Genomic DNA, 20,638 nt, shown 5'->3' with positions numbered 1-20,638 from the left:
AAAACTCAGACGTCGGACCCTATTTTGCCAAGGCGGCACTCACCGGAGGCGTACCATGGGAATGTACGTGATGTCGCTGCACCACACCTGATCGGGGCGGTCGATGGTCAGGTCGCGCAGCAGGTACGGCCAGATCTTGTGTTCGGGATGGGGCACGGTCGTCTTCGGGCGCTGGTAAACCGCCTGCAAGCCCATCCGCACCATCAGGCGGCGAACCCGCTTGCGGTTGACCTGATGGCCATGCCGGCGCAGATGCCGGGTCATCTGCCGGCTGCCGTACCAGGGCATTTCCAGAAACTGCTCGTCGATCAGCCGCATCAACTCCCGGTTCTCGGCCGGCTCGCCTCTGGCCGGCCCGTAGTAGCTGGACCGGCTGATCGAAACCAACTCGCACTGCCGGGTGATCGACAGGCGCGGATGATCCGCCTCGACCAGCTCCCGCCTCCGACCGATGCTCATCGACCGGAGGCCTTGCGCAAAAAATCCCGCTCCACGACCAACTGGCCGATCATCGCGTGCAGCTTCTCCACCTCGCCCTGATGGCTGCTTTCAGCGGCTTCCGCCTTGCCGGAGAAAACCCCGGCCATCCCCTCCATCGCCTGCTTCTTCCAGGCGTTGATCAGCGTCTGGTGTACACCGTGCTTGGCCACCAGCTGCGACACCGTCAGCTCGCCCCGGATCGCCTCCAGTGCCACCTTCGCCTTGAACTCTGCCGAATACCGCTTCCGTTTCCCCGTCATCGGGTCCGTCCTTCTTCCTGGGCGAACCAAGCTTAGGGTCCGGACCCATAAAGAGCCTTTCCGGCAGGGAGCCGTTGTGATTCAACGCCGTGGAAAGGGGCTATGCGATGAGCGACGGTCAGTTCTGGTTGACGGTGGAGCAGTTCGGACGGCTTGAGCCGCACCTTCCGCGCAACACCCGCGGCAAGCCGCGCGTGGATGATCGTCGTGTGATCAGCGGAATCGTCCATGTGCTGAAGTCGGGTGGGCGCTGGGCGGATGCTCCACCGGTCTACGGCCCCCGCAAGACGCTCTACAACCGCTTCGTCCGCTGGGCGGCCAAGGGCGTGTGGGAAGACATCTTCCATGCGTTGGCAGCGGCAGGCGGCCCACCGGCCCGGGTGATGATCGACTCCACGGCGGTCCGCGCCCATCGTTCGGCGAGCGGCGGCAAAGGGGGGAGCGCGCTCAGGCCATCGGACGGTCCCGTGGCGGACGAACCACCAAAATCCACGCCCTGAGCGATCCACGCGGTCGGCCGCTCGCCTTCCTGTTGACCGGCGGTCAGGTTGCCGACTGCACCGCCGCCGACCGTCTGCTCGACCGGATGCCTGCTACCGATCTCCTGCACGGCGACAAGGGCTACGACAGTGCCGCTGTTCGCCGGAAGATCGAAGAGGCGGGAGCCGCGCCCAACATCCCGCCACGCGCCAACAAGCGCTGGAAAAACTGCTTCTCTCCCTACCTCTACCGGAACCGCAACGTCATCGAGCGCATGTTCGGACGCCTCAACGACTTCCGGCGCATCGCCACCCGTTACGACCGCTCCGCAACCAACTTCATGGCCGCCGTCCACATCGTGGCGACCGTCGCATACTGGTTATGAGTCCGGACCCTAAGAACGGCCGCGAACTCTGACGAACGCAGGTCTGTCGAACACCTCTTCCGCCAATCAATTCAAGAATTCAATAGAATACAAAAAAGCGGACGAACCCGTCGCGGGGGCAACGGGCTCGTGCTCGCTTTTCATCAAATGGCGATCAGGACGTCGGCAGATCCGCAACTTTCGGCATGGTTCCGGCCTGCACCAGGGCTTGGTGCAAATTCGCATCCTGAACGACCAATTGAACGGCATCCCGCAACGCAGCCGACAGGGCCGGGGCAGCCTGCTCACCCATCATTAGCATGACATCCTTGTTCACGCCGATCGCCCGATAACTCCGGCTGTAGACCAAGGCGCCGTCCTGACGTTTCGCTGTCAGGTCGAACGCGACCTCCGCGACCGCCTCCGCCGTCCAGAAGCCGGGCTTGAAGTCGTTATAGAAGTTGGTGGTTTGCACGGTGATGGCGATGCCGCCGGGACCGACGTTGAAGCCGAGCGAAGCCAATTCCGTCTGCACCGCCTGGCTAACTTCGGCGACCACATCGTTGGCAGCGGTGATCTTGGCCATCTCCATGCCGTAACCGTTCTTCTTGGTGGACACACGGTCACGGTTCGACACGCGGCCATCGGCTGCAGTCACATTGATGGTAACGTCCTTGGCTCCCTGCACTACCGAAATATTTGCCGGAGCAGAATATTTGACTGGAATGGCGTCCTCGGTCAACGCACAACCGGAAACCATAGCGGCGAGAAGAATACAGGTGATAATCTTGATCATTCTGACAGATCCTACAGTATTTTAATCGACAACTTTGATGCCTTGAGGGCGCGCAATTTGATTGGGCAGATGATCAGCAGGCAGAACGCGTTGGTAAGTTCCATTTGCCTGCACCATCACTCGCTCGGACGGACTGAATACGCGGTCTCCCGCTGCCTGCTCCTGCACGATGGTGATGGTTTTCCCGTTCGCGAGAGTGATGGTGTACTCGACCCCGACGCGGTCACTGGCGGCCTGCTCCGCCATGGCTCCAATTGCGGCCCCCACCAGAACGCCACCCAGAATCGCCGCGACGTTGCCGGACCCCTGCCCGACATTCGACATCGCCAAACCGCCGGCCGTCCCGCCTACGACGCCACCGACGCCCGTGTTCTGTCCGCGAATGTCCACCTGACGGGACGCCACGACCGTGCCGAACTCGACAACCGATGCGCGACCAACATCTTGGAAGCTATAGCGGCTTTGCCCCTGTGTGGCGCAACCGGTTAAACTCGCCGCAAGACATATACTTGCGGCAACTGAAATCATTAGCTTGTGCATTGCGACACAATGCCTCATTTCTGCGATAGAAAAAGCTTAAGCTCAACCTTAGAATGGCAGCGCACGCCTCTAATGTCGATAGCGGCGCTGTCTTTTGGTGCAACTCTCTAAAACACCCTCCGCTCGATATCTTGTTGAGAGGCAAAACGGTGTAGGCGGGGAAGGCCAAACCGCATACCATCATATGACTCCCGCCCTTTTGCGCCTCCCCGATTGCTCTGCTAGCGTCCCGTCAGAGACAGGGTGAGGAGCGTATCGTGGGACTGATCAGCTTTCTGAAGAAGACCGCCGCCGGGCATACCGACCGTCAGAAACGGGCGCGCTACGACCGGGCCAATGCGCGGGCCAACGACTACATGGAAGTGGCGCAATGGTATGCCGAGGAAGGCGACGGCAACCCGCGCATTCTGCAGAACTATCAGGAGCTTGCCACACTTCCCTTCCGTCAGGGACATGCCGCCAAGCTGGTCGGCTACCGCAACGACATCACGCGCAAGCTGGGCCACGCCGCCCATATCGGCACCAAGCAGAACCCGTGGATCGCGGCCTTCCTGCGGCCGGATGACGGGACCGTCTATTGCGCCTATGTGCTGCTGCGCGACGACAACCAGCAATTCGCGGTGATGAAGCCCTACTGGTTCCTGGCCGGCAACGAAACGGAGGCCGGGTTCAAGCGGCCCGTCTTCGGCGTCGTCTGATCCGCCGCGCAGGAGTAAGCCCCCATGCCGAACATCGCCGATCTGGTCGCGAACCCCGAGAGCTTCCTCAAGAACAACCTGATCTGGATCCAGTATCAATCCTACCAGCCCAACTACCGCATCGGCGGCGTCAAGAGCTTCACCCTCAGCGACGACGGCATGACCTGCACGCGCAAGGGCACCGGGATCATCTCCCAGTTCTCCACCAAGAATGCCGCCGTCTGGTCGGTGCGGTACGACCAGGGCAACCAGCCGGGAAACTGGAACGCCTACTGGCTCCCCTACGACCAGGACTTCAAGCATCTCGTCGTGCTGGAGGACGAGGCCGACGTGATGTTCACGCCGACGATGGACGGCTGCTCCTTCGGTTTCAGCGACCATGGCGGCGGCACCTTCTCGGCCTCGCACGGAAATCTGCAGACCGCCCAGGGACGGATCGACGAGGCCGGGCTGCGCCAGGGCATGCGCATGCACGCCACCACCCTGCACAAGTCGCAATACATGAACGTGCCGGGCACCGACGCGGTGAAGGTCACGCTGGTCGGCGTGCGCAACGGCAAGCAATGGCGCTTCTTCTATCAGCAATACATCGACATGATGGGCGCCTTCACCCTGCTGAAGGTGGCGCAGGTGAAGCGGTAGGTCCTCCCCGCCGGGCGGCCGGCCTCCTCCCCCATTCCCACTCAAGACAGCCCGCCGCCGCCTTGCTACAGTCCTTGTCCCTCGGACCTGTCCCGAACGGCTTGTTCCGCAAGACAGACACAGACCAGAGACAAGGCACATGGACAAAGGCACGCCGAAGGCCATCCGGCTTCAGGACTATCGCCCGCCGGCGCATCTGATCGACACGGTCGACCTGTTCGTCGACCTGGGCGAGGATGTCACCACCGTCCGCACGGTGCTGGCGATCCGCCGCAACCCCGACCGTCCGGAGGCGGCGACGGAGCCGCTGTCGCTCGACGGCCAGAGGCTGGAACTGGTGTCGGTGGCGCTGGACGGGCGGACGCTGGGGCCGGACGAATACACCGTCACGCCCGATCACCTGATCGTGCTGGAGGTGCCGGACAGCTACACGCTGGAAACCATCGTCCGCATCAAGCCGCAGGAGAACACCGCGCTGGAAGGGCTCTACAAGTCCTCCGGCAACTTCTGCACCCAGTGCGAGGCCGAAGGCTTCCGCAAGATCACCTATTTCATCGACCGGCCGGACGTGATGGCGCGCTACAGCACCACCATCAACGCGGACAAGGCGCGCTATCCGGTGCTGCTGTCCAACGGCAACCTCGCCGCTTCCGGCGATCTGGAGGGCGGGCGCCACTGGGCGCGCTGGGAGGATCCGTTCCCCAAGCCCTGCTACCTGTTCGCGCTGGTCGCCGGCAACCTCGTCCATGGCGAGGACCGGTTCCGCACCGCGTCGGGCCGCGACGTCACGCTGCGCATCTATGTGGAGCCGGGGAACGAGGACAAGATCGACCACGCCATGCGCTCGCTCATCAAGTCGATGCGCTGGGATGAGGAAGTCTACGGTCTGGAATACGACCTGGACATCTTCAACATCGTCGCGGTCGGCGATTTCAACATGGGGGCGATGGAAAACAAGTCGCTCAACATCTTCAACACCAAATACATCCTGGCAAAGCCGGAAACTGCGACCGACACCGATTTCCTCAACATCGAGGCGGTGGTCGCGCACGAGTATTTCCACAACTGGACCGGCAACCGCGTCACCTGCCGCGACTGGTTCCAGCTGTCGCTGAAGGAAGGGCTGACCGTCTTCCGCGACCAGGAATTCTCCTCCGACATGCATTCCCGCGCGGTGAAGCGCATCGCCGACGTCCAGGGGCTGCGCACCGTGCAGTTCCAGGAGGATGCCGGGGCCATGGCCCATCCGGTGCGCCCGGACAGCTATGTCGAGATCAACAACTTCTACACCCCCACGGTCTACAACAAGGGTGCGGAAGTCATCCGCATGATCCACACCCTGCTGGGGCCGGAGAAGTACCGCAAGGGCACCGATCTCTACTTCAAGCGTCATGACGGGCAGGCGGTCACCTGCGACGATTTCGTCGCCGCCATGGCGGATGCCAGCGGCGTCGACCTGACCCAGTTCCAGCTGTGGTACCGGCAGGCCGGCACGCCGGAACTGGACATCACCGGCAGTCATGACGCGGCGGCGAAGACCTACACCCTGACGGTCAAACAGACGGTGCCGCCGACGCCGGGCCAGCCGACCAAGCTGCCCATGCACATCCCGCTGGTCGTCGGCCTGCTCGGCCCCGACGGGCAGGATCTGCCGCTGCGGCTGGAGGGAGAGGAGACGGCCGCCGGCACCAGCCGCATCTTGCACGTCACGGCGGAAAACCAGAGCTTCACCTTCCGCGACATCCCGGTCCGTCCGGTCCCGTCGCTGCTGCGCGGCTTCTCCGCCCCGGTGAAGCTGAAGTCCGACCTGACCGACGACGATCTCACCTTCCTGATGGCGCATGACAGCGACGCCTTCAACCGGTGGGAGGCCGGGCAGATCCTGGGCACCCGCATCCTGCTGGGCCTCGTCGCCGACCGGCAGGCCGGCCGCGATCCGGTGCTGCCGGAGGGCTATGCCGACGCCTTCGCCAGGATCCTGGCCGATGCCGAACGCGACCCCGCCTTCGCCGCCCAAGCGCTGGTGCTGCCGACGGAGGCCTATCTCGGCACCCAGATGGCGGTGGTCGATCCCGAGGCCATCCACGCGGTGCGGGAGTTCGCGCGCAAGACGCTGGCCGGCCGCCTGCGGGCGCAGTTCCTCGACCTCTACCGCCGCAACAGCAGCCAGGAGCCCTTCTCCGTCGATGCCGACGCCATCGGCAAGCGGGCGCTGAAGAACCTCTGCCTCGCCTACCTGATGGCGCTGGAGGATGCTGAGGCGCTGGATCTGTGCCTGACCCAGTACCGCACCGCCAAGGGCATGACCGACGAGATCGCGGCGCTGCAGTTCCTGTCCAACGCCGCCTCGCCGGAAGGCGACAAGGCGTTGGCCGACTTCTACGAGCGCTGGAAGGGCGAGGCGCTGGTGGTCGACAAATGGTTCGGCGTGCAGGCGATGTCGCAGCGCGCCGACACCCTGGACCGGGTGACCGCCCTGCTCGGCCATCCCGCCTTCGAGATCAGGAACCCCAACAAGGTCTATGCGCTGATCGGCGGTTTCGCCAACGGCAACCCGGTCCGCTTCCACGACCGGACTGGCGCCGGATACCGCTTCCTCGCCGATCAGGTGCTTCGTCTGGATCCGATGAACCCGCAGGTTGCCGCGCGTCTGATGGGCCCCTTCTCCCGTCTGCGGCGCTATGACGCGGCCCGTCAGGGACTGATGAAGGCCGAATTGGAGCGGATCGTCGCCACTCCGGGCCTGTCGCCGGACGTCTACGAGGTGGCGAGCAAGAGTCTGGCGGCGGCTGGATAGAATGCGTTCGGTTCGGACGGAATCGTCCGAACCGCGAATCGCACGGAACATCAAAAAGCTGGAGACCCTCAGATGCTTCAATGAGCATCTGAGGGTCTCGGAGACTCGGCACCTAAGGATGGGGCGCATATGAAAAAAGGGCCGGAGGTGACGCCTCCGGCCCTTTTCGCCGTCCGCAGTTCCCGGCTTCGGGCCGGGAGACGCGGTCTTATATCATCGAGCGTAAAGTCTGACACATCAGACTTTACGCTCACCCTCAAACGGCGGGCGCGGCCGTCCGGCCGCTTGCCTTCGCAGGCATGGGCCTGCGGGGCCGCAGTCGCGGCCCTTACCGCCGAGCATAAGTCAGAACTTACGCTCGGCGGTATTACTTCTGCTCGGCCAGGAAGGCGATCAGGTCGGCGCGCTTGGCATCGTCCTTCAGACCGGCATAGGCCATGGTGCCGCCCGGGACGACCTCCTTCGGGGCCTTGAGGTAGGCGTCGAGGTTCTCCTGGGTCCAGGTCAGGCCGGCGGCGGCCTTTTCCTTCATCGGACCCGAATACCTGAAGCCATCGACCGCAGCGGCTTGGCGGCCGACGACGCCGTGCAGAGACGGGCCGACCTTGTTCTTGCCCTGCTCGGTGGTGTGGCAGGCCATGCAAGCCTTGAAGACATCCTTGCCGGCAGCCGCATCGGCGGCCTGGGCGGCACCGGCACCCGTCACGATCGCGGCCAGGGTGGCTACGCCCATCAACAGCTTCTTCATACTTCGGCTTCCCTTCCGATGGATCGACCGGCCGACGGCGCCGACCGGAATCGCGCGGCAGCATACACAATCCCGGGGTACGTCAAACCCCTTTGATATGGCCGTACGACCAATGAACAATCTGCCACACTAGTGAATCAAGGCAAGCGATGCGAGCAGCACCACAACCAAAACAAGTGCAGCCCACGGAACGTAGAAACCGCTGCTTCCGCCGCCCATCGCACCCCCGATCCGGCTGCCGAGCCCGGACGGCAAAGGCAGCGGGATCTCCGGCGGCGGCTCCGCCATGCGGGCGGCGGGCTTCGGCGCGGGGATCTCGGCGGCTGTCGTGCTGTCGGAGTAGACGGCCGGCCGGGCGGCCGATTTGACCCCAGCCGGTTCGGCCGCGACCGTGGACGCCGCCGGGGCCGCTTCGGCATCGGACGCGCCCGCATCCGCCGTCACCAGTTCCGGCGCCGCCTGTTCGGACGCTGCTTCTTCGGACGCTGCGTCGGCCGGCGCCGGTCCGACGATCCGGGTGAAGCGGGTGAAGAACTCGTCCGCCATCTTGCGGGCGGTGGCGTCGACCAGCCGCGATCCGATCTGCGCCAGCTTGCCGCCGACCTGCGCCTTGGCGGTGTAGGTCAGCAGGGTGGCCCCGCCGTCGTCGGACAGCGCCACGGTGGCGCCGCCCTTGCCGAATCCGGCGGCGCCGCCCGATCCCTCGCCGGTGATGGTGTAGCCGTTGGGCGGGTCGAGGTCGGACAGCGTGACCTTGCCGGAGAACTTGGCGCTGACCGGGCCGACCTTGGCGACGACCTTGGCGGTCATCTCGGTATCGGACTGCCGGACCACCTCCTCGCAGCCGGGGATGCACTGTTTCAGGATGTCCGGATCGTTCAGCGCCGCCCACACCGCCTCGCGGCTGGCCTCGATCCGGTGGCTTCCGCTCATGTCCATGGTTTGTGGCTCCTCCAACCCTGATGCCAACCCTGATGCGGCCCTTCGCGGGCGTCGGTGCCCCGGCTGCGGCCGGAGAGTCCGGGGCCGGGGTTCGGTTCGAGAATACGGGATCGGCCGCCGCCGCGACAGCCCCGACCACCTCGTCTCTAAGTCTTATGAGAGCGAGGCCCCGGTCTTATGGGCACGCGACCCCGCCGCGCCATGCCCTCAGCCGCGCGGCCCCACGCAGTTGCTGACGATCGGCGTGCAGGCCGACAGCGAGGCGCCCGCCGGGTAGCTGACCTGCTCCACCGTGCCGCGCGGGCCGAGCACCACCGTCGCCTCGCATCCGGTCGAAGTGCCGCCGCCGACCGGCACCCCGAAGCCGAGGCCGAGCCCCACCCCGCTGCTGCTGCCGAAGCTGCCGGCGCCGATGCCGATGCTGCTGCCGGGGCTGTAGGCCACCGTCGGGGGCGCCACATAGGTGTAGTATTCCCGGCCCGACGCCGACGCCTGACGATCCGGCACGCCGGCGCAGGCCAGCAGATCGGCCTTCGACATGCCGATCATGGTGGTCTGGGCGCGCCGCGCCACTTCGGGATCGGGGCCGGTGGCGCAGCCCGCAAGAATGGCGGCCGTGCCGCCGAGAAGGATCACCGCAGCGCCCATGCTCCGTACGCGGCCCATGTCTCTTCCTCCACCAGGATATCGTGTCGTTGCCGGGTTCGTCTCAACCGGTTGATATATGATGTTGAAACCCCGCCGCCGCCCGTCCGTTCCCTTGGGTGCCGGACGCCTCCCGCATGACTGGCGGCATGACGGGCGGGCGGAGATTTGCTAGGAGTTCCGCCACCCGCCCATCCCAGCACATCAGGACCGCCGACGCCATGGCCGAGCTTACGCCTACCCCCTCCTCTCCCGTCACCGTCCATCTGGCGCTCGGCGGCAACATGGGCGACCGCGCCGCCAATCTGGCCGAGGCGATCCGCCGGCTGGGCGAGGCGGTGGAGATCGACGCGCAGTCGGCGCTCTACGAGACGGCGCCGATGTATGTGACGGACCAGCCGGCCTTCCTCAACATGGCGGTGCGCGGCACGACGCGGCTGGAGCCGCAGGCGCTGCTGCGCTTCATCAAGGGGATCGAGTCGACGCTGGGCCGCGATCTGGACGGGCTCCGCTTCGGGCCGCGCCCCATCGACATCGACATTCTGCTCTACGCCGACCGGGTGCTGGCGGAGCCCGAGCTGGAAATCCCCCACCCCCGCATGGCGGAGCGCGCCTTCGTTCTCTGCCCGCTGGCGGACATCGCCGCCGACGTCCTGCATCCGGTGCTGAACCGCCGCATCGGCGCGCTGCGCGACGAGGTGCCGGGGCGGGAGACCGTGCTGCGGATCGCCGAAGGGCTCTGACCCCGGGAATCCCTGACCCTGCGCCGCCGACCGAGTGCGGTGGCAAGCGGCGGCGGCACCGCTTATAGTGCCGGCCAGAATGCAATGCCGGTGGCGGACCGCCGGCCGGGAGAGTGTGTTGTCGGACGATAGCGCAAAACGGGCCTTCATGGTCCAGCCGGGCGGCGCGCCGCTCACCTACACCATCCTGGTGCGCGGCTTCGCCGCGCCGGTCGCCATCGCCGGCCGCGCCGACCGGCCGCTGGTGTCCTTCGACCTGACGCTGACCGTCACCCATCCCGGCCCCGGCTTTCCCGACGACATCGCCGCCGTGATGTCTTACGAGGACATCGTCGAAGACTTGCGCCGTCTTTGTGCCGAATCCGATGTACCCGGCGCGGACTATCTGGCCGGCCGCGCCGCGGAGCTTTGCCTGTCCCATGCGAAAGTCCGCCGGGTCCAGGCGGACGTTACGATTCCCGCACCCGACTCCGGCGGTCCCTCCGCCGGGGCAAGCCTGACGCGGGCGCGGCCGGGACAGGCGTGAACAGTAACGCCGATGGCCCGCCGACCGGTGGCGGCGCCAACTTTTACTGAATCACGGAAAGATATAGCGCTTATTGACAAAAGGACGGGTGACAATACCGCTCCGGCTGCGGTATGGTCACCATATTGTATTTTTAACGCACAATCCGGATCAAAGGGGTATATCCCCGGCGGCCATCCGGATGCCGAAAGCCGAGACGAGTGCGCAGCAGGGATTAGGCCAATCGCCATTACCGGCTTCGACGGTCCGCCGCCGCCCTTCCGGGACGGCCACGGTTTACGGAAGCCGGACCAAAAGGGAGGGACGCATGGAAAAGAACACGACGCCGACCCTTTCCGAATTGCTCGCTGATCCGATCGTGATCGCCGTCATGGCACGCGACGGCATCAGCCCCGACAGCATTCATCAGCTTTTCGAACGCCTTCGCCGGAGCCGGCGAGTACAGGAGCAGCGGCTCGCCGCCTGACCCCGCCGCCTCCCGACCCGACCGCCTGACGATCGCGCAGGCGCGGGGACGGAAGGCGACGTGCAAGAAGGCGCGGAGCAGGGCGGCATTCCCGCCCGTCGGCCCGCCCCTTCGGCCCTCGTCGGCCCTCGTCGGATGGAACCGGTTACCGGCCATCCGGCGGCTTCATCCCAGCAGGGAACACTTGAAACCAAAACGCCGCCGAACCGGCATGATGCCCGGAACGGCAGTACTTTGCGTTTCGGAGTACTCTGCGTTTCGGGACGACGGTTGAGAGAGAGTGAGAGAGAGAGACGGCATCCGCCCTCTCCTCAGCCCTCCAGAACGCTGCGTACGGTCTCCATCACTTCGGCCGGGGTGAAGGGCTTGCGCAGGGTCCGGTGCGCGCCCAGCGCCTCGGCCACCGGCAGCACGTTCAGCGAGGCGCGGGCGCCGCCGCCGGAGATCGCGATGATCTTCAGCGACGCGGAGGCGCGCCGAAGCTCAATGATCGTCGCCAGCCCTTCTTGGTTCGGCATGAAGATATCGGTGATGACGAGATCGACCGGGCGGTCGGGAGGATGGTCGCGGAACCGAGCCATCCCCTCCACCCCGTCGCGGGCGCCGACGGCTTCGTGGCCGGCCACCGTCAGCGTGCGCAGCAGCACCGTCCGCGCCACGTCGTCGTCATCGATAATGAGAACGCTCGCCATGGCGCGGCTCCTCACTCTGCCGGATGGGCGGGCGGCTGAGCCGGCGGATTGGTTGCGCCATGCGCCACGCCCGCCCCTTCCCCCTCATCCTGCATCGGTTTCTTGCGGGCGATATAGCTGTAGACCGTCGGCACCACGAACAGGGTCAGCAGCGTACCCAGCGTCATCCCGCCGACGATCACGGCACCGATCGCCTGACGGCTTTCCGCACCGGCCCCCTCGGCGTAGGCCAGCGGCACCGCGCCCAGCACCATGGCGCCGGTGGTCATCAGGATCGGGCGCAGGCGCAGCACGGCGGCCTCCTCCACCGCCTTGCGGATGTCGGTGCCGGCGCGCTGGAGCTGGTTGGCGAACTCCACGATCAGGATGCCGTGCTTGGTGATCAGGCCGACCAGGGTGACGAGGCCGATCTGGCTGTAGACGTTCATCGTCCCGCCGCTCATCTGCAATGCCGCCAGCGCCCCGGTCATCGACAGCGGCACGGTCAGCATGATGACGAAGGGGTCGATGAAGCTCTCGAACTGCGCGGCCAGGACCAGATAGATGAAGGCCAGCGCCAGCACGAAGACGAAATACAGCCCGCTCGCCGATTCGCGGAATTCGCGGCTCTGCCCGGCATAGTCCGTCTGGGCGGTGGCCGGCAGCACCTTGTTCGCCGCCGCCTGCATCACCGCCAGCGCCTCGCCCAGCGACGTCCCCGGCGCCAGCGTCGCGGTGATGGTGGCCGACCGCAGCTTGTTGAAATGGTTCAGCTCCTTGGGCGCGACCCGCTCCTCCACCGTCACCAGATTGGCGAGCGAGATCATCTGCCCGGCCCCCCCAGTGGCGGTGGCGGTGGCACTGGTGCCGCCGCGGACATAGATGCCGGCGATGTCGTCCGGGTTGCGGCGGTCGATGTTGGCGACCTGGACGATCACGTCATACTGCTTGCCGTCCTTCTTGAACCGCGTCACCTGCCGCCCGCCCAGCAACGTCTCCAGCGTGCGGCCCACGGTGTCGACGTCCACCCCCAGGTCGGCCGCCTTGTCGCGGTCCAGCGACACCTTCAGTTCCGGTTTGTTCAGCTTCAGGTCGGTGTCGAGATTGACCAGACCGGGGAAGTTGCGCGCCTCCGCCATCATGGCGTTGACCATCGCCTGCAGTTCCTCGAAGGGCAGGGAGGTCTGGATGACGAAGTTCACCGGCTTCTCCGTCGGGCTCTGGCCCAGCGACGGCGGGTTGGTGACGAAGCCCATGATGCCGGGGATGCCGAACATCTTCGGGAAAAGCTGGGAGGTGATCGCCTGCTGCTTCACGTCGCGCAGATCCCAGTCGATCAGGCGGACGAAGGCGATGCCCTGGTTGACCACCGGAAAGCCGACGACGACGAAGAACTTCTCCAGCACCGGAATTTGCCGGAACAGCGCCTCCATCTGCTGGGCATAACCCATGGTGTAGTCCAGGGTCGAGCCTTCCGGCGCGATGGCGATTCCGACGATGGTGCCGCGGTCCTCCACCGGCGCCAGTTCCGACTTCAGCCCGTTGAACAGCACATAGCTCGCCGCGGCGACGGCGAAGCCGATCAGCAGCACCAGCGGCCGCGCCCGCAGCGACAGGCGCAGCAGGCTGCGGTAGCCGTTGGTCATCCCCTCCAGAAAGCGTTCGATGGCGCGGTAGAGAAGGCCGTGTTTGGTCTCGTGCTTCAGCAGCTTGGAGCACATCATCGGCGACAGCGTCAGCGCCACGAAACCCGAGACGATCACCGCCCCGGCCAGCGTCAGCGCGAACTCGGTGAACAGCCGCCCGGTGCGGCCGGTCATGAATCCGATGGGCGCATAGACCGCCGCCAGCGTGATCGTCATGGCGATGACGGCGAAACCGATCTCCCGCGAGCCCTTCAGCGCCGCCTGGAAGGGGTCCATCCCCTCCTCCACATAGCGGAATATGTTCTCCAGCATGACGATGGCGTCGTCGACCACGAGGCCGATGGCCAGCACCATCGACAGCAGCGTCAGCGTGTTGATGGAGAAGCCGAAGGCGTACATCAGGGCGAAGCCGCCGATCAGCGACACCGGGATGGTCACCAGCGGCACCAGCGTCGCCCGCAGCGACCGTAGGAAGAAGAAGATCACCAGAACGACCAGGATGATCGCTTCGAAGATGGTGTGGAACACCGCGTCGATCGACTTGGCGATGAAGACCGAGCTGTCGTACCCGACATCCACCCCCATACCGTCGGGCAGCGCCACGCGGATCGTCGGCAGCGCGTCGTTGACCGCCTTCGACACGTCCAGCGGGTTGGCGGTGGACTGCTTCACCACGCCGATGGCGACGGCGCCGCGGCCGTTGAACCGCGCGCTGACCCGCTCGTCCAGCGCCCCCAGCTCCGCCCGGCCGACGTCGCGCAGCCGGACCAGATAGCCGGAATCGTCGCGCAGGATGATGTTCTCGAACTCCGCCGGGCTGCGCAGGTCGGTTTCCGACACCACGGTGAACTCGCGCGCCACGCTTTCGACGCGGCCCGCCGGGATCTCGACATTCTGCCGGCGCAGCGCGTTTTCGACATCCTGCGGCGTCACCCGGTAGGCGGCCATCCGCTGCGGGTCGAGCCACAGGCGCATGGCGAAGCGGCGCTCGCCGAAGATGCGGACCTGGGCGACGCCGGGCAGGTTCTGCAGCCGGTCCTTGACATAGCGGTCGGCGAAATCCGTCACCTCCAGCGGCGAATGCCGGTCGGAGGAGAAGGCGAGATAGATGATCGGCTGGGCGTCGGCCTCGACCTTGGCGATCACCGGCTCGTCGATCTCGCCGGGAAGCTGGGCGCGGACGCGGCCCACCCGGTCGCGCACGTCGCTGGCGGCGACATCGACGTTGCGGTCCAGCCGGAAGCGCAAGGTGATCTGCGACTTCTCCGCCCGGCTGATCGAGGACATCACGTCGATGCCCTCGATGCCGGCGAGGCTGTCCTCCAGCGTCTGCGTCACCTGGCTTTCGATGATCTGGGCCGAGGCGCCCTTGTAGGTCGTCTCCACCGTGACGACCGGCTCGTCGATCTTGGGATATTCGCGCACCGACAGGCGCTGGTACGACACGATGCCGATCAGCATCAGGGCGAGGCTCATCACCGTCGCCAGCACCGGGCGGCGGATGGAGATGTCGGAGAGGACCATGGCCTCAGCTCCCCGTCGACTTGTTGGCAGCCGGCTTGGACGGCACCACGGCGACCGGCGCGCCGTCGCGAATCTTCAGCTGGCCGGCGGTGACCACCATGTCGCCGGGAGCAAGGCCCTTGGAAATCTCCACCTCCGCGTTGCGGCGCTCGCCCAGCACGACGCGGGTCTGTGCCGCCTTGCCGTCCACCACCTTGAAGACGAACTGGTCCTTGCCGAAGGCGACGATGGCCTGCTCCGGCACCAGCAGCGCATCCGGCACCGTGGTCAGCGTCAGCGACACGCGGGCGAACAGGCCGGGGCGCAACGCGCCGTCGGGATTGGGAACGCGGGCGCGGATCGCCAGCGCGCGGCCGTTCACGTCCACCAGCGGGTCGATCGCATAGACCGTGCCCTCGAAGCCGCGTCCGCCGAAGGCGTCCACCGCCACCCTCACCGTCTGGCCCACCCTCACCGCCGGCAGGAACATCTCGGGGACGCGGAAGTCCAGCTTCAGCGTGTCTATGTCCTCCAGGTTCACGATATCCCTGCCTGCCTGGACGAAGTCGCCGACCGACACCTTGCGCAGGCCCAGCACCCCGTCGAAGGGCGCGGTGATCACCTGCTTGTCGAGCTGCGCCTTGGCCAGCTGCACCGCCGCCTCGTCGGCCAGCAGCTTGGCCGCGGCCTGTTCGCGGTTGCGCAAGGGGCCGGTGTTCTGGCGGACCAGCTGGTCGGCACGCGACAGCTCGGCACGGGAAAAGGCGATGCTCGCCTGCGCCTGGGCCAGCGTGGCGCGGGCGATGGCGTCGTCCAGCCGGACCAGCACGCTGCCCTTGGCGACGCGCTGTCCCTCCTTGAAGGCGATCTCGCTGATCCGGCCGGCAATCTCGGGCCGGATCACCACCGACTCGTTGGACAGCAGCGACCCGACCGCGGTGACGGTGCGCTCCACCGTACCGACGCGGACGGCAACCGCCTCCACCGGCGTCGGCGGGGCGCCGCCCGGCGGCTTGCCTCCACCCGGTGCGCTGCCAGAACCGCTGCCAGAACCGCTGCCCGGCGCCGGCGCATCGCCGGAAGCCGCGCCGCTCAGCATCGCCGTCAGCCCGCCGACGGTGCCGCCCTGCTTCACGAAATACCAGTAGGCTCCTGTGGCGAGAGCCGCCAGGACGAGAAGAACCGCGATGCGAAGCGTATGGCGCATGGAACCGGAATCCGGACGGGTTTCACCTTGCTGCAGCGCAACCGGGAAGCGCGCCGGGCAAACTGAACTATATCGTTCAGTTCACATCCGGAGTCGAGAAGGTTCAACGATCCGAACCGTCCGCCGCACCGTTTGTCGCCTCCGCCACCGGACGCTCGCCGGTTTCCAGCCTGCCGCCCCGCATCGCGACCGTCCGGCCGCCGCACAACGTCACCCACAGATCCGCGGGATCGCCGGGCATCACCGGACCGCCATCCTCCATACGGCGCACCTCGCCGCCGTCGAGGTCGAGTCCCGGCGCGCAGCAGGGCGACTCGCCGGCCGGCACCAGGGCGCGGACATGGCCGTTCTCGATGCGGATATCGCGGAGTCCGTCATGAACCCGCGCGGCTTTCAGCCAGAATTTCCCATTGGCGGGGATGCGGGCGAGGCAGCAGGTCGGGGCGCTCATGGGATGTACCCGTGTCCGTTCCGGCGGTGTGCGACGCAGCAAGGCTGACACACAATGGTAAAACAAGGCCAGCGGGAGCTTTGCCGTCAGGGGATCGCACCCTCCCCCAAAGCAAGGAATTCCTGGAAACTGGTGCAGTGGCCGGCCTTGAAGGCGGCCTCGAAAGCGGCATTGCGGGCACGCTTGGCGGCGATGGCCTGCGTGAAGCTGTGGCGCAGCGCCTCGTCCCGGATGCCCAGCCCGTCGCCGGCCAGTCGGTCCAGCACATGGCGGTAGCAGCGTTCCGCCCGCTCCGCGCTGTCGGCGGAACAGGTGATGGAGCCGGCGCGCTGGCGGTATTCATAGAAGGGCGTCGCCACCAGCGGCACCGGGCCGGCGGCGTCGAGCACCCGGACATTGAACACCACGTCGTCGCAGAAATTCACGTCCTCGTCCCAGCCCGGCACCAGATCGCGCCGCACCAGCGGGAACATCGGCACGGAGGTCGCCAGGAACCCCTCGCCGTCCAGCCATGCCGGGGCCTGACCCTCCCCATACAGGCACAGCAGCGGCGAATCGTCCTCGTCGCGCACCACGGCGACATTGTCGAAGGCCGCACCTTGGGCGAGCGCCAGCGGCGCCAGGGCCGACAGGCGGCCGGGGCGGAAGCGGTCGTCGGCGTCCAGCGTCGCCACCAGCGGCAGCCGCGCCGCCGCCAGCCCGGCGTTGCGGGCGGCGGGCGCCCCGGCCCCCAGCCGCCCGGTGCCGGTGAAGATCAGCCGCGGGTCGTCGATTCCGGCGGCCCGCAGGGTGGGGCGGTAATCGGTGCCGTCGTCGCTGACGATCACCGCCTCCCATGCCGTCCAATCCTGATCCAGCAGGCTTTGCACCGCCCGGACGATGGTGTCGTGGGCGCGGTGGGCGGGAATGATCACCGAGACGCCCGTCGAACCGTCGTCGAGCCGGCCCTGCGCCGCTCCAGTTCCGTGCATTCCGCCGCCCCCGCTTCTGCCCAGGCTCGAGTTTGGCTGTGAGCGGCGAAGGGCGTCAATGCCCCGGTCAGGATTTCGAACCGCCTCTTACCTGCTCCACCGCGGCGTGGTAGGAAGGGGAGTCGTGCCTGCGGCCGTGGAGGACACCCTATGCGTTCGGCAAGTTGAACAGTGGAACAGGGCCGGGAAACCGTTGCACGGTGTTTCAAACGTTCCATCCGGCCGCGGCTCCGCCCATCGATTTTGCCCCGCCGGACGTTGAACATGAAGCCCGGACGGGCTATGTGGTGAAGCAGGCAAGGCGCATGCGGCAGCGGGACAGCAGTCGGGGCACCCCTCCGGCAGCGCATCCCGGTCCCGATACCCCGCTTCCGATACCAGGGAGAAGAACATCAATGGCGCAGGTCGGATACACCCGGTTCGACGACGAACCCGAAAAGGAACCGGACGAGAAGTCGAAGGAAAGCGCCCAGCCGCAGTTCGCCGCCGTGCAGCAGAGCCTGTTCAAGGCGCGCACGGTCCTGATCTTCGGTCAGATCGACATGAAGCTGGCGCAGGTCGTCTCGGCCCAGTTGCTGGCGCTCGCCCATGAGAACGACGACGACATCACCGTCGTGGTCAACTCGCCGGGCGGCCACGTCGAGGCGGGCGACACCATCCACGACATGATCCGCTTCATCAAGCCGCGGGTGAAGATGCTGGGCACGGGCTGGGTCGCCAGCGCCGGCTGCCACATCTATCTGGCGGCGAAGAAGGAAGACCGGTTCTGCCTGCCGAACACCCGCTTCCTGATCCACCAGCCGCTGGGCGGAACGGGCGGCCGGGCGACGGACATCGCCATCGAGGCGAAGGAAATCATCCGCATGCGCGAGCGTCTGAACAAGATCATCGCGCGCGAAACCGGGCAGCCCTACGAAAAGGTCGCCAAGGACACGGATCGGAACTACTGGATGCTCGCCGACGAGGCCAAGGAATACGGCATCGTCAGCCACGTCATCGACACGATGGACGAGCTGAAGTAACCGTCCGTTCCGTCGGACAGAAAAAGGGGCTTTCCTTCGCGTGAAGGAAAGCCCCTTTTTCATTCAGGCATAGCGCGCAAGCGGCACCTGATCCTTTCACCCGCCCAGCCGGGTCAGGACCATCGCGAACGGAATCCTGCGTAGAAAGCCCTCAGACCGAGACATCCAGCAGCGAACCGCGCTTGCGGTAGCCCTGCCCGTTCACCTGGGCGGCCAGCGCGTTGGCGATGGTGTCCATCGACTGATTGCCCTGGGTGGCGGTGCGCGTCTCGCGCGTCTGGTCGGCCTTGCCGGCCGCCTGGGGGGCGGTGATCGTCTGGGTACGGACCGGCGGCGCCGTCTGCTGCGCCGCCTGCACCGCCGGAGACATCGCGATCTGCACCGCGGGTGTATGCGGGTTTGGCTTCAGCGTCTGGAGAGACGGTATGGCCGGGTTGAGTTGCATACAAGAAATATGCGCTCACCCGGCGCGGGATTCAAGAAGCCTGGCCGTAGCTCTTCCCGGCCTCAGGGCGTTTCGGGAACCGTCGCGGACGATGGCGATGCCGGTACCGCGCCGGCCTTGGCCGGCAGCCGCCGGGTCCGCCGGCGCTCCAGCACCAGCGCCAGCACAAGAAGCAGGGCGATGCCGCCCAGATTGACCGCCAGCACCATCGCCGCCCCCTTCCCCGCCATCAGCAACGCGGTTCCGGCGAACGACAGCACCACCCCGACACAGAAGACCGGCAGCGAATGCCGCCCGCAGGCGGTCAGCAGCCGGGCGGGTGCCGAGCGCAGCCATGCGGCATCCCGCGGCACCAGCAGCGCCGCCGCACAGGCCAGCGCCAGGAAATGCAGCAGCCGCATCGGGCCCAGCGTGTCCTTGTCCGTCCAGGGGATCGTCTGCTCCGGCAGCCAGCCATGCAGCCCCGCCGGGACCAGCGCCCGGCCGAGGTCGGAGGCCGCCCCCTTCCACAGCGCCATGCCGACCACCACCGCCAGCGCCACCGCCAGCAGCCAGGGGGAACGCGGAAGCGTCACCCCGCCGCTGCGCACCACCAGCGCCAGGGCGGCGCCCAGGAAGAACACGCATTGCCATGCCAATGGGCTGAAGTTCCAGCTTTCCTCCCACAGGTTGGGCGGTATCAGGCCGGGCGCCGCCTGGGCGAGCAGATAGAGCGCCGCCGACCCCGCCACCACCGCCGCCACGCCGAAGCGGGCGCAGGACCACAGGAACAGAGGCGACGCCGCCACCAGCAGGATGTAGAGCGCCAGGATGTCGAGCGTGAAGGGCAGATACATCAGCACCAGATGCCAGGCCATCGCCACGGCCGGGCTGTCGAACAGCGGCGCGAAGCTCTCCAGCCGGTTGGAGTCCTCCATCGGCAGACCCGCGGCATGAACCGCCAGCGCCACCACCAGCGCGCTGACCAGCATGGTGGCGATGTTGGCCGCCCACAATTGGCGGCAGCGGCCGAGCGCCTTGCGCTGGCAGGCGGCGAACCCGCGCTCCGCCAGCACCGGGCCATAGGCCAGCGCGACGGCGTAGCCGGAGATGAAGACGAAGATCTCGGCCGAATCGGACGGCCCGAACCGGGCGGGCATCACCTTCGCCAGCGGGTTCCCGCCCACATGGTTGACGAAGATGATCAGAAGGGCCACGCCCTTGAACAGATCGAGCCGGACGTCGCGAGCCTGACGTTGCTGCATGCAGCGGTGCCTCTCCTGCTGTCACGGGGCTTCCCGCCCGGCGGAACCGGCCGAATGGAGCTTGCCGGTTGGGATTGGCCGGATGGGGTTGGCCGGATGGGGTTGGCCGGATGGGGTTGGCCTGGCAGCACTGGCCGCTCACCACTTTCGGCAAGGGCGCACGAATCGCGGCGGCGCAGGACCACTGCCGGTCGGGCATCGCCGCGGGGGACGTAGCCCAACATGGCTATTTTCACCGGCCAGGAGTCCAACGCGATGGGGGCATCCTTCCATCGCGGCGCAGGAGGGGAAAGGCGTTACGCCCTTCTCATGACGGCTGTGGGAACCACCCCGTAATCGGACGAAACCGAA

20 protein-coding genes and 1 pseudogene are annotated in these 20,638 nt (G+C 66.5%); 8 read left to right on the top strand and 13 right to left on the bottom strand.

From position 1 onward, the window contains the following. Positions 1-48 precede the first annotated feature (48 nt). A pseudogene (locus DM194_RS12935) lies at positions 49-740 on the bottom strand (IS3 family transposase); the annotation flags it as partial. Positions 741-847: 107 nt separating this feature from the next. On the opposite strand from DM194_RS12935, the gene DM194_RS12930 reads away from it, so the two are divergent. Beyond that, positions 848-1,605, top strand: a protein-coding gene (locus tag DM194_RS12930) for an IS5-like element ISAzba5 family transposase (RefSeq protein WP_111068034.1) whose coding sequence is annotated in 2 segments (ribosomal slippage) — positions 848-1,181 and positions 1,181-1,605 — 759 coding nt in all. Because the reading frame shifts where the segments join, the coding sequence is not laid out codon by codon here. 154 nt (positions 1,606-1,759) lie between these two features. Here the strand turns inward: DM194_RS12930 and DM194_RS12925 are convergent. After that, entirely contained in the window at positions 1,760-2,380 is a 621-nt protein-coding gene (locus DM194_RS12925) for a YajG family lipoprotein (RefSeq protein WP_246024377.1), read from the bottom strand. Between the two features lie 21 nt (positions 2,381-2,401). Continuing rightward, on the bottom strand, positions 2,402-2,920 hold the full coding sequence (locus DM194_RS12920) for an outer membrane lipoprotein (protein WP_246024376.1): 519 nt from the start codon (positions 2,918-2,920) through the stop codon (positions 2,402-2,404). A 257-nt stretch (positions 2,921-3,177) separates the two neighbouring features. Between DM194_RS12920 and DM194_RS12915 the strand changes: the two genes are divergently transcribed. The 3 genes from DM194_RS12915 (at position 3,178) to pepN (ending at position 7,057) form a co-directional block, all read left to right on the top strand. Next, positions 3,178-3,618: a hypothetical protein gene (locus DM194_RS12915; RefSeq protein WP_111068032.1), complete on the top strand. Its 441-nt coding sequence runs from the start codon at positions 3,178-3,180 to the stop codon at positions 3,616-3,618. 24 nt (positions 3,619-3,642) lie between these two features. Then, the gene (locus tag DM194_RS12910; protein ID WP_111068031.1) at positions 3,643-4,260 is read left to right on the top strand and encodes a hypothetical protein; all 618 of its coding nucleotides are present in this window, start codon (positions 3,643-3,645) and stop codon (positions 4,258-4,260) included. 139 nt (positions 4,261-4,399) lie between these two features. Then, positions 4,400-7,057 (top strand): aminopeptidase N, encoded by a 2,658-nt coding sequence (pepN, locus tag DM194_RS12905; protein ID WP_111068030.1) that lies wholly within the window; start codon positions 4,400-4,402, stop codon positions 7,055-7,057. Positions 7,058-7,424: 367 nt separating this feature from the next. Here pepN and DM194_RS12900 read toward each other — a convergent pair whose 3' ends face one another. From DM194_RS12900 to DM194_RS12890, 3 genes are all read right to left on the bottom strand, one after another. Further along, the gene (locus DM194_RS12900) at positions 7,425-7,805 is read right to left on the bottom strand and encodes a c-type cytochrome (RefSeq protein WP_176581425.1); all 381 of its coding nucleotides are present in this window, start codon (positions 7,803-7,805) and stop codon (positions 7,425-7,427) included. A gap of 129 nt (positions 7,806-7,934) precedes the next feature. Next, on the bottom strand, positions 7,935-8,738 hold the full coding sequence (locus tag DM194_RS29125) for an SRPBCC family protein (protein WP_425457288.1): 804 nt from the start codon (positions 8,736-8,738) through the stop codon (positions 7,935-7,937). A 216-nt stretch (positions 8,739-8,954) separates the two neighbouring features. Continuing rightward, positions 8,955-9,413 (bottom strand): hypothetical protein, encoded by a 459-nt coding sequence (locus tag DM194_RS12890; RefSeq protein WP_111068029.1) that lies wholly within the window; start codon positions 9,411-9,413, stop codon positions 8,955-8,957. Between the two features lie 200 nt (positions 9,414-9,613). Here DM194_RS12890 and folK point away from each other — a divergent pair, with 200 nt between their 5' ends. From folK to DM194_RS28440, 3 genes are all read left to right on the top strand, one after another. Next, positions 9,614-10,135 (top strand): 2-amino-4-hydroxy-6-hydroxymethyldihydropteridine diphosphokinase, encoded by a 522-nt coding sequence (gene folK / locus DM194_RS12885; RefSeq protein WP_111068028.1) that lies wholly within the window; start codon positions 9,614-9,616, stop codon positions 10,133-10,135. A 118-nt stretch (positions 10,136-10,253) separates the two neighbouring features. After that, positions 10,254-10,661, top strand: a complete 408-nt coding sequence (locus DM194_RS12880; RefSeq protein WP_111068027.1) for a tunnelling fold family protein — start codon at positions 10,254-10,256, stop codon at positions 10,659-10,661. A gap of 307 nt (positions 10,662-10,968) precedes the next feature. After that, complete coding sequence (locus DM194_RS28440; protein WP_176581424.1) at positions 10,969-11,127, top strand: hypothetical protein; 159 nt, start codon at positions 10,969-10,971, stop codon at positions 11,125-11,127. Between the two features lie 311 nt (positions 11,128-11,438). Here the strand turns inward: DM194_RS28440 and DM194_RS12875 are convergent, their stop codons facing one another. The 5 genes from DM194_RS12875 to DM194_RS12855 form a co-directional block, all read right to left on the bottom strand. Next, positions 11,439-11,819, bottom strand: coding sequence for a response regulator (locus DM194_RS12875; protein WP_111068026.1), 381 nt, complete (start codon positions 11,817-11,819; stop codon positions 11,439-11,441). An 11-nt stretch (positions 11,820-11,830) separates the two neighbouring features. Further along, positions 11,831-14,968 carry an efflux RND transporter permease subunit gene (locus tag DM194_RS12870; RefSeq protein ID WP_111068025.1) on the bottom strand — a complete coding sequence of 1,046 codons (3,138 nt, stop codon included), beginning with the start codon at positions 14,966-14,968 and terminating at the stop codon, positions 11,831-11,833. A 4-nt stretch (positions 14,969-14,972) separates the two neighbouring features. Further along, positions 14,973-16,154, bottom strand: coding sequence for an efflux RND transporter periplasmic adaptor subunit (locus DM194_RS12865; protein WP_111068024.1), 1,182 nt, complete (start codon positions 16,152-16,154; stop codon positions 14,973-14,975). Positions 16,155-16,257: 103 nt separating this feature from the next. Next, a complete protein-coding gene (locus DM194_RS12860) occupies positions 16,258-16,605 on the bottom strand; it encodes a hypothetical protein (protein ID WP_111068023.1) in 348 nt (115 codons plus the stop codon). An 86-nt stretch (positions 16,606-16,691) separates the two neighbouring features. Then, complete coding sequence (locus DM194_RS12855) at positions 16,692-17,576, bottom strand: glycosyltransferase family 2 protein (RefSeq protein WP_111068022.1); 885 nt, start codon at positions 17,574-17,576, stop codon at positions 16,692-16,694. Between the two features lie 395 nt (positions 17,577-17,971). Here DM194_RS12855 and DM194_RS12850 point away from each other — a divergent pair, with 395 nt between their 5' ends. Beyond that, positions 17,972-18,598 carry an ATP-dependent Clp protease proteolytic subunit gene (locus DM194_RS12850; protein WP_111068021.1) on the top strand — a complete coding sequence of 209 codons (627 nt, stop codon included), beginning with the start codon at positions 17,972-17,974 and terminating at the stop codon, positions 18,596-18,598. 151 nt (positions 18,599-18,749) lie between these two features. On the opposite strand, the gene DM194_RS12845 is transcribed toward DM194_RS12850, so the two are convergent. After that, positions 18,750-18,980, bottom strand: coding sequence for a hypothetical protein (locus tag DM194_RS12845; protein ID WP_162630024.1), 231 nt, complete (start codon positions 18,978-18,980; stop codon positions 18,750-18,752). Between the two features lie 125 nt (positions 18,981-19,105). Next, a complete protein-coding gene (locus DM194_RS12840) occupies positions 19,106-20,287 on the bottom strand; it encodes an OpgC family protein (RefSeq protein ID WP_111068020.1) in 1,182 nt (393 codons plus the stop codon). Between the last annotated feature and the right edge of the window lie 351 nt (positions 20,288-20,638).

Origin of the sequence: Azospirillum ramasamyi (genome assembly GCF_003233655.1) — a bacterium.
Classification (GTDB): domain Bacteria; phylum Pseudomonadota; class Alphaproteobacteria; order Azospirillales; family Azospirillaceae; genus Azospirillum; species Azospirillum ramasamyi.
Note: the sequence above shows the minus strand (reverse complement) of the source record. Positions and strands in the feature narration are given on the sequence as shown.